Below are 6,771 nucleotides of genomic sequence, written 5' to 3' on the forward strand. Positions count from 1 at the left end.
GTCTATTGATCGTAGTCAAACGCCACTTCTTCGGTCAGCGGATAACACTGGCAGGTCAGGACGTAGCCCTGCGCCACCTCATAGTCTTCAAGCGCGTGGTTGGCGACCATCTCAACTTCGCCCTGCGTGACCTTCGCCCGACATGTGGAACATACACCAGCCTTGCACGCATGGGGTGCATCGACATTCGATTGAAGTGCGGCTTCCAATAAGCTGATATCTTTTGGAATTTCAATCTTGCGTGTCGTGCCGTCAAGTGTGACCTTCGCCGTTGCATCCTGCCCACCCGCAGCCGAGCTCACAGCCTTCTTTCTTGCTCGACCGGGCTGCCCGCTGGCAAAGAGTTCGTACTTGATTTGATCCTTCCGCAGGCCATGGTCCATAAGCGCATCGCGAATGGCCAACATCATCGGCTCTGGCCCGCAAATAAAGGCGGTATCGATTGCAGCGGGGTTGATCCAATGACGAAATAGGGCGCTGCATTTCTCGCCGTCGATCCGCCCCGCAAACAGGTCAATATCGAGGGCGTTGTCCTCCAATACATGCACGACGTTGAACCGGGTCATGTAGCGGTTCTTCAGATCCTCCAGTTCTTCTCGAAACATGATCGTATGGGGCGCGCGGTTCGCGTAGACAAGCGTGAACCGTGCGAGAGGCTCACGCGCAAGGACAGTCCGCAGGATAGACAGGATCGGCGTTATGCCCGACCCGCCCGCGAAGGCGAGGTAGTGCTTCCGAACACAAGGTGCCAGTTCGGTATGGAACCGCCCCATTGGCGGCATGGCCTGAACGCTGTCTCCCACTGCCAAATCTTCGTTAACCCAAGTGGAAAACGCGCCGCCGTCGACACGCTTTATTCCGACCTGCAAGACACCGTCATCGAGACCAGCGCAAATCGAGTAAGACCGCCGCAGCTCTACCCCATCGAAGTCCCGTTTGAACGTCAGATACTGGCCTTGGGTAAAAGCGAACGCTTCAGGGTCGTCAGGCTCAAGCGTTACGACCGTCGCGTCGCGGATGGTCTTCTTCAGGTCAGTAACTGTCAGGGTATGAAATTGAGCCATGGATCAGATGCACTTGAAATAATCAAAGGGTTCGAGACAGGCCTGGCACCGCCACTGCGCCTTGCAAGGCGTTGAGCCGAACTGACTGACCTTTTCGACATCTTTCGATTTGCAATGGGGGCAATGCGCCGGACCACCTGCGGGTCGTGGTGGGGCGATGCCATACGCCTCTAACTTTGCTTTGGCCCCGTCTGTCAGCCAGTCGGTGGTCCATGCGGGCGACAACTGCGTCCTGATGTTGACCGCGTCGATGCCGCGCTGCTTCAAGGCTGTTTCGATATCCATCGCGATGACCGAGGTCGCCGGACAGCCGGAATATGTTGGCGTCACCGCGATTTCCAATACGTCCCCGCGCCAGCTGACATCGCGAACGATACCCAGATCCATCACAGAGATCACCGGGATCTCGGGGTCCGGTACGTCCTGCAGCCACGCTTTGATCTGCGCAGGATCGGGCCTGATCAGCGTTACCATGTGGCACCGGGATAAGATCGCTGAAGCACCTGCATCGTGGCCAGCATGTGTCCAAGATGTTCAGAATGGCGCCTGCCTGTTTTACCGCCTTGATGTGCGAAATCATCCTGAGGAACTTTGAGCGCGGCAGCGGCAAGGGCAGGGAGGACGGCGGCCTCCCAGGGCGCACGATATTCCAGTGGCAGGGGTGCGATATGGTCCGCAGCCATTGCCTGATCTATTTCATCCGCCAAAAACATCTCACCCGCATAGGGCCATAGAGCGTCCAGCGCCGATTGCATCCGCGCATTGCTCTCGGATGTTCCGTCACCAAGCGCGATAACGGTGTCGCGGGAACGGTCCAGATGATAGGTCGCTTCTTTCCCCGACTTCACCGCGATCTCTGCGATGCGCGGATCGCTTGACGCCTCGAGGGCTTTCAAATTCTGGATCTGATAGGCGTCGAACAGAAATTGGCGCATCATGGTGTGACCAAAATCACCGTTGGGACGCTCCAGCAGCAAAAGGTTTCGGAAATCCCAAGCATCCCGCAGGAAGGCAAGGTCGTCAGCGGTCCGCCCGGCACCTTCAACCTCGGCTGCATATCCCAGCCACATCTGTGTTTGACCGATCAGATCGAGCGCGGTGTTCGCCAACGCAATGTCCTCTTCCAGGACGGGAGCTTTGCCGCACCATTCCGAGATTCGATGCCCCAGAACGAGCGTATTGTCGCCCTGACGAAGGAGGAATTCGAACAGTGGATCCATCACATCGCCCCGACATCGTCTGGAATATCGAAGAAGGTGGGGTGGCGATACACTTTGCTATCTGCAGGTTCGTACATCGGTCCTTTTGCGTCCGGGGAAGAGGCTGTGATGTGACGACTTTCCACCACCCAGATCGAAACGCCTTCTCCGCGACGGGTGTACACATCCCGCGCATTGTTCATCGCTGCGTCCTCGTCGGCCGCATGCAGAGAGCCCACATGACGATGGCTCATCCCATGCTGACCGCGGATAAAGACTTCCCAAAGGGGCCATTCTTCTGCTGTCGCTGTCATATGTTGCCTCAGTTGTTGTCCACGGTGGGATATGCCGATGCCTTTGGTTCACTCGGCCGCGACCTCACCGCATTGAGCGGTGCGCCAAAGCGTTGCTTCAGGTAATTCCGCCCAGCCAAAGACGCGCTCGCTCGGGCCGTTCTTATTCAAATCTGCCAGACGATCTGTCGCTTCTGCCATCGACGGTCGATGCCCGTCCTGCAACCACCACATGGCAAAATGCATACTGTCGAGTGCGTCGAACCATTCCTCGCGGCGTTGGTAAAATTGTTTGTGGATCGTGCCCCACACAAACCGTTCGAAGTCAGGCACGGTTTTCCAAGTGGACACGTTGGAGATCAGCCGTGGGTCCGGATCAGTACGGGTGGCCGTTGCGTTTCCCGTTTCGTCGATATGACGCCAAACAAAGCCCTCGCTGCGTTCGGCAATCCCATTGATCCGATCCAAATTGTTCATGAAATCAGCGACCCGAGGATCGTCCTGATCATGCTTAAGGCGGGCGACATTGATCTCGGCCAACTGCATTATTCGGCTGCCAACTTTGCCGCTTTCTTTTTCGCAGCATGTGCCGCCATAGCCTCTCGCACCCACGCGCCACCATCCCACGCTTCTTTCCGTGCGGCCATGCGGTCAGCATTGCACGGACCGTTGCCTTTCAATACGTCAAAGAATTCCGCCCAGTCTGGCTGCGTGAAGTCATAGTGACCCGTTTCTTCATTCTTTTTCAGGTCGTTGTCCGGCACAGTCAAACCAAGATATTCCGCCTGCGGGACAGTCTGGTCAACAAACTTCTGCCGAAGCTCGTCATTGGTGTTCATCTTGATTTTCCACGCCATAGACTGTGCGGAGTGCACGCTGTCTTTATCCGATGGTCCAAACATCATCAGGGCCGGGTACCAGAACCGATCCAGTGCATCCTGGGCCATCCGCTTTTGCGCCGCGGTGCCATTTGCCATCTTCATCATGATGTCGAAGCCCTGGCGCTGGTGAAAACTTTCCTCCTTACAGATCCGGATCATCGCACGGGCATAGGGACCGTAGGATGTTCTCTGCAACGGCACTTGGTTCATAATCGCCGCGCCATCGACAAGCCAGCCGACGGCCCCCATATCCGCCCATGTGAGTGTCGGATAGTTAAAGATGGAGGAATACTTCATCTTCCCTTCGTGCAGCATCTCGAACAACTCATCGCGGCTGACCCCGAGCGTTTCGGCCGCGCAATACAAATAGAGACCATGCCCCGCCTCGTCCTGAACCTTCGCCAAAAGAATAGCTTTGCGCTCGAGGGTGGGGGCCCGCGTGATCCAGTTGCCCTCGGGAAGCTGACCGACAATCTCCGAATGCGCGTGCTGCCCAATCTGCCTGATGAGGTTCTTCCGGTAACCGTCAGGCATCCATTCCTTCGGTTCGATCTTCTCACCCGCGTCGATCCGTTCCTGAAAGGCGCGCTCTTGCGGGTCCATCTCATTCAGAGATTTTACCGAGCTTCCCGTAGATTTTATCATCTGTGCATACATCTTACAGACCTTTCCTCAAGCGGCTTCAAGGATCATTGCAACGCCCTGGCCGACGCCAACGCACATGGTGCAAAGCGCGTATCGCCCGCCCGTGCGCTTCAATTGATAAGCGGCGGTCATCACCAAGCGCGCACCGGACATCCCCAAAGGATGTCCCATCGCAATCGCACCACCGTTGGGATTAACATAAGGTGCGTCATCCGCGATCCCAAGTTCACGTAGTGATGCCAACGCCTGCGCGGCAAACGCCTCGTTCAGCTCAATGACATCCATCTGATCAATGCTCAAACCAGCGAGGTTCAGAGCCTTGCGTGTGGCGGGCACCGGACCAATGCCCATGATGCGCGGCGGCACACCGGCGGCAGCCATCGCAACGACACGCGCCAGCGGTGCGCCGTTCTTCGCAGCCTCCTCGTTGCCGAGCAGAAGCGCAGCGGCGCCGTCGTTGACGCCCGACGCATTGCCGGCAGTCACTGTTAAACCCGCGCCGTTGATGGGTTTCAGACTGCCAAGTTTCTCAGCGCTCGTGCCGGGCCTTGGATGCTCATCGATGTCAAAAACAATCGGCTCGCCTTTGCGTTGGGGCAGGGTGACCGGGATAATTTCGTCGGCAAAGAGACCGCGCTGGTTTGCCGCCTGCCACCGCTGTTGGGACCGGGTGGCAAATGCATCCTGATCTGCCCGTGATATTTGATAGTCTTCTGCAACGTTATCAGCGGTTTCCGGCATGGAATGCGTATCATGATCTGCCTTTATCTTCGGGTTCACGAAGCGCCAGCCAATGGTTGTATCATAGACCTCTGCCGATCTTGAAAACGCCGCTGGCGCCTTCGGCATCACAAAGGGCGCGCGGCTCATACTTTCTACGCCACCGGCAATGGCCAGTCGATAGTCGCCCGCCTTGATTCCGCGCGCTGCAAGGCCAACCGCATCCATACCAGACGCACACAGCCGGTTGAGTGTTACACCCGGCACATCAACGGGCAATCCCGAAAGAAGCGCGGCCATGCGCGCCACATTCCGGTTGTCTTCTCCGGCCTGATTGGCATCACCCAATATGACATCATCAAGTGCGGACCAGTCGATATCCGGGTTTCGCTGCAACAACGCGGTCAGAGGCAGAGCAGCCAAATCATCTGCACGCACCGACGATAAAGAGCCACCGTAGCGACCGATCGGAGTTCTGACGGCATCAAGAATATAGGCAGTCATAACGTCCTTCACTGCTGGTAGAAGAAATGGATACCACAGGTTTACGGATCTCGCAACAATACGTTACATAATCAGCAACAAAATATATTTTTTGTTATGCTTTATGCGACGGCAACCAGCACGTAACCGACAGCCGCAAGCTGAACAAAATTGAGAATGACGGACCAGGTGTGCAAAAGATTAAAGCGTCCTTTCGCGCCGTCCATGCCTGCAGCCCGTGCGTCACTGGCATCGTTTATCTTTACCATCAGATCCTGCCGCGCATACGCAGCCGACAAAAGTACAAATGCGATGCACGCGCTTAACAAAACACGACCGGATATCAGTAAAAATATACCGGCAAGTATCGCGATACCGATGACGAAGACATAGTACCAAGGGAATGCTTGGCGGAGTAGGGCACCCGCTTCGGTCGCCGGAAGATGTTTGAACAAGAAAGCCGCAAACCCGAAAGAATAGAGCACCATTCCCCCAAACAAAGTGGCGATAAAGAGCAGAGACAGGGCATCAATCATGTGTGTTCGTCAACTGCGCGACGCCCATGTAGATGACTGCCTTCAGGGGAACCTGCCCAAAAACGAAATCACCACGTTTGTTAAGTCCTACAAGGCCAAGCCCTTTGAATGGATCAGGGCTGAAGCCAGCCGCCACAAGCTTTCCGCGCAGTTCGTCTGGCTTGATAAACATCGCTGGGTCATGCGTGCCTTTGGGCAGCAGACCCAAAACATCCTCTGCGATGGTGATGGTTGCAAACCGGGCAATAGGATTTCGGTTTATCGTGTCGAATAGAAAATATCCATCGGGCCGCAAGACACGTGCAATTTCGGCCAAAACCTGCGGAACACTTTGCACATGCTCTAAAACGTCTACACAAACAACGTGGTCGAAGCTATTGTTCTCATAGGGTAATTCCTCGCCAATTCCGACATCGTAGCTGATCTCTAATGCATTCTGTGCTGCATGCTGCTTTGCCGCTTCGATCGCATCTGCCGCGGGATCAATGCCGATGACCCGACCACCGCGCTTTGAAAGTTCCTCGGCAACAAACCCACCGGCACAACCGACATCCAAAATGTCTTTGTCGGCCCAAGAGACTGTTTTCTCGAAGTATTTCAGGCGCGCAGGAACCATATTCTTGAGCGTACGCACCCATCTGATATCGTCCGACCACCAGTCAGCTGCCACATCGTCGTAGATCGCCAGGTTGTTTCGCGTACCATCAGCCAAGATTAAATCATCCATATAACATGAGATGAAAGGTGATTTAGCGGCATACGTGGAGAAGTCAGGTGTCATTCTGACGCGCTGTGTCTGGCGTGTACTTTATTTACATAATACTGATTATTGGAAAATTCATTGAAGTCGCAAAGCGATAATGTCACCTATGAGCAATTCAGAAGTGTCACTCTCCTCGCAAAACGATGTGAGGGTGAGCGGACATGGGATGGGTGATGATGAGCGAGCG

9 protein-coding genes are annotated in these 6,771 nt (G+C 55.4%); all 9 read right to left on the minus strand.

Annotation, left to right across the window (positions count from 1 at the left end; all coding sequences use genetic code 11):
- Positions 1 to 2: 2 nt before the first annotated feature.
- A complete protein-coding gene (locus tag KIN_RS06915) occupies positions 3 to 1,064 on the minus strand; it encodes a 2Fe-2S iron-sulfur cluster-binding protein (protein ID WP_159805238.1) in 1,062 nt (353 codons plus the stop codon).
- Positions 1,065 to 1,067: 3 nt separating this feature from the next.
- Positions 1,068 to 1,538, minus strand: a complete 471-nt coding sequence (paaD, locus tag KIN_RS06920) for a 1,2-phenylacetyl-CoA epoxidase subunit PaaD (protein WP_159805240.1) — start codon at positions 1,536 to 1,538, stop codon at positions 1,068 to 1,070.
- On the minus strand, positions 1,532 to 2,284 hold the full coding sequence (gene paaC / locus KIN_RS06925) for a 1,2-phenylacetyl-CoA epoxidase subunit PaaC (RefSeq protein ID WP_159805242.1): 753 nt from the start codon (positions 2,282 to 2,284) through the stop codon (positions 1,532 to 1,534). The genes paaD and paaC overlap by 7 nt, the downstream gene beginning before the upstream one ends.
- Positions 2,284 to 2,577: a 1,2-phenylacetyl-CoA epoxidase subunit PaaB gene (gene paaB, locus KIN_RS06930; RefSeq protein ID WP_159805244.1), complete on the minus strand. Its 294-nt coding sequence runs from the start codon at positions 2,575 to 2,577 to the stop codon at positions 2,284 to 2,286. The genes paaC and paaB overlap by 1 nt, the downstream gene beginning before the upstream one ends.
- 48 nt (positions 2,578 to 2,625) lie before the next feature.
- Positions 2,626 to 3,102, minus strand: coding sequence for a DUF3291 domain-containing protein (locus KIN_RS06935; protein WP_174239094.1), 477 nt, complete (start codon positions 3,100 to 3,102; stop codon positions 2,626 to 2,628).
- Complete coding sequence (gene paaA / locus KIN_RS06940) at positions 3,102 to 4,094, minus strand: 1,2-phenylacetyl-CoA epoxidase subunit PaaA (protein ID WP_159805246.1); 993 nt, start codon at positions 4,092 to 4,094, stop codon at positions 3,102 to 3,104. Before paaA ends, KIN_RS06935 begins: the two co-directional genes overlap by 1 nt.
- 15 nt (positions 4,095 to 4,109) lie before the next feature.
- Positions 4,110 to 5,306, minus strand: coding sequence for a 3-oxoadipyl-CoA thiolase (gene pcaF, locus KIN_RS06945; RefSeq protein ID WP_159805248.1), 1,197 nt, complete (start codon positions 5,304 to 5,306; stop codon positions 4,110 to 4,112).
- A 101-nt stretch (positions 5,307 to 5,407) separates the two neighbouring features.
- Positions 5,408 to 5,821 (minus strand): DUF4149 domain-containing protein, encoded by a 414-nt coding sequence (locus KIN_RS06950; RefSeq protein WP_159805250.1) that lies wholly within the window; start codon positions 5,819 to 5,821, stop codon positions 5,408 to 5,410.
- On the minus strand, positions 5,814 to 6,533 hold the full coding sequence (ubiG, locus tag KIN_RS06955; RefSeq protein WP_243144834.1) for a bifunctional 2-polyprenyl-6-hydroxyphenol methylase/3-demethylubiquinol 3-O-methyltransferase UbiG: 720 nt from the start codon (positions 6,531 to 6,533) through the stop codon (positions 5,814 to 5,816). The genes KIN_RS06950 and ubiG overlap by 8 nt, the downstream gene beginning before the upstream one ends.
- Positions 6,534 to 6,771: the final 238 nt, after the last annotated feature.

The organism is Litoreibacter roseus (assembly GCF_009811795.1).
Lineage (GTDB): Bacteria > Pseudomonadota > Alphaproteobacteria > Rhodobacterales > Rhodobacteraceae > Litoreibacter > Litoreibacter roseus.

Bases quoted from the DNA above. Each gene is read 5' to 3' on its own strand.
- KIN_RS06915 (WP_159805238.1), bottom strand. From the start codon at position 1,064: ATGGCTCAATTTCATACCCTGACAGTTACTGACCTGAAGAAGACCATC.
- paaD (WP_159805240.1), bottom strand. From the start codon at position 1,538: ATGGTAACGCTGATCAGGCCCGATCCTGCGCAGATCAAAGCGTGGCTG.
- paaC (WP_159805242.1), bottom strand. From the start codon at position 2,284: ATGGATCCACTGTTCGAATTCCTCCTTCGTCAGGGCGACAATACGCTC.
- paaB (WP_159805244.1), bottom strand. From the start codon at position 2,577: ATGACAGCGACAGCAGAAGAATGGCCCCTTTGGGAAGTCTTTATCCGC.
- KIN_RS06935 (WP_174239094.1), bottom strand. From the start codon at position 3,102: ATGCAGTTGGCCGAGATCAATGTCGCCCGCCTTAAGCATGATCAGGAC.
- paaA (WP_159805246.1), bottom strand. From the start codon at position 4,094: ATGTATGCACAGATGATAAAATCTACGGGAAGCTCGGTAAAATCTCTG.
- pcaF (WP_159805248.1), bottom strand. From the start codon at position 5,306: ATGACTGCCTATATTCTTGATGCCGTCAGAACTCCGATCGGTCGCTAC.
- KIN_RS06950 (WP_159805250.1), bottom strand. From the start codon at position 5,821: ATGATTGATGCCCTGTCTCTGCTCTTTATCGCCACTTTGTTTGGGGGA.